This is a genomic window from Corynebacterium mastitidis DSM 44356 (genome assembly GCF_000375365.1).
Lineage (GTDB): Bacteria > Actinomycetota > Actinomycetes > Mycobacteriales > Mycobacteriaceae > Corynebacterium > Corynebacterium mastitidis.
The window spans coordinates 1-1,045 of the sequence record NZ_AQXB01000039.1 but is presented as its reverse complement, the minus strand read 5'-3'; the positions used below and the strand labels follow the sequence as shown (position 1 = coordinate 1,045).

Annotated in this window: 2 protein-coding genes; both read left to right on the top strand. The window is 46.6% G+C overall.

What is annotated here, in order from left to right:
• Positions 1-456 (top strand): helicase-related protein (locus B140_RS13590; protein ID WP_156801815.1); only part of this gene is annotated, 456 nt, incomplete at its 5' end.
• A 44-nt stretch (positions 457-500) separates the two neighbouring features.
• A partial coding sequence (locus B140_RS13585) for an FtsK/SpoIIIE domain-containing protein (protein ID WP_280512666.1) occupies positions 501-1,045 on the top strand: 545 nt, incomplete at its 3' end.

Here is a 1,045-nt window from a genome sequence, read left to right as displayed (position 1 = left end):
AAGAGACTGCGCGAACTGTTGTCCATCATCCACGGTGAGGGGGTTCGGCAGCCGCTTATTTTCTATCGTTTGCGTTCTACCCGAGATTGTATTGCTGCGGCGCTACGAGAGTCGGGTGTTGAGTTTGTGGAGGTGTCAGGTGCGAGTCATCCGAGTAGGGAGGAGTTGAGTAGTGCGAAGGCTGTTGTGATTCAGTATGCGGCTGGTTCGGAGGGTATTGAGTTTCCCTGTTCGAATACGTCGGTTTTTTATGAGAATCAGTATTCGTATGCGAGTTTGGTGCAGGCGCAGGGGCGTAATGTTCGTCGTGGGTATGATCATCGTGTGGATCATTATTACTTCGTTGCTGATGTGGGTTTTGATAAGGCTGTGTTTGATCTTTTGCGGCAGAGGAAGGGGAATATCGAGGGGATTCTTGAAAGCATTTCGAAGCAGACTCTCGGCACGGTAAACTAGTTTCATATCTGTAACAGCGGTACAAACATAATTCTTAAGGGGAAATGATGCAGACTCTTTATAACTATGCCTCCCACCCTACTACTGCCGTCTTTGGCGTTGGCGTTGACGGAAAACCCGTCATTCTTCCCTTTGCCAAGTTCCCTCACGCCTTGCTTGCAGGAACTACTGGATCGGGTAAATCTGTTTTTGCCAATAATATACTTATCTCCCAGATGAGCCATACTCATCCTGACGAGTTAAAGTTCAGCATTGTCGATCCAAAAATTGTTGAGTTTGCCCGCTATGCTCGTCTTCCTCATATGTTTACCGATCCCGTAACTAATATGGGTGACGCATACGGTCTCATGACGTTCTTTACGCATCTCATGGATCGCAGGTATGACATCATGAAGAAAGCAGATAATAATCAGAACATTGATGATTATAATCAGTGGATTGATGGTAATGCAGGGGAAGCAAAGAAACTTGGGGTTTCTAAATTCTGCTACCATAAGATTGTCATTGATGAGTACTCTGATATGATCATGCAGGTTCCCGAGGTGGAAGCTCCTATTATCCGCCTTGCCCAGAAGGCTCGTGCAGCAGG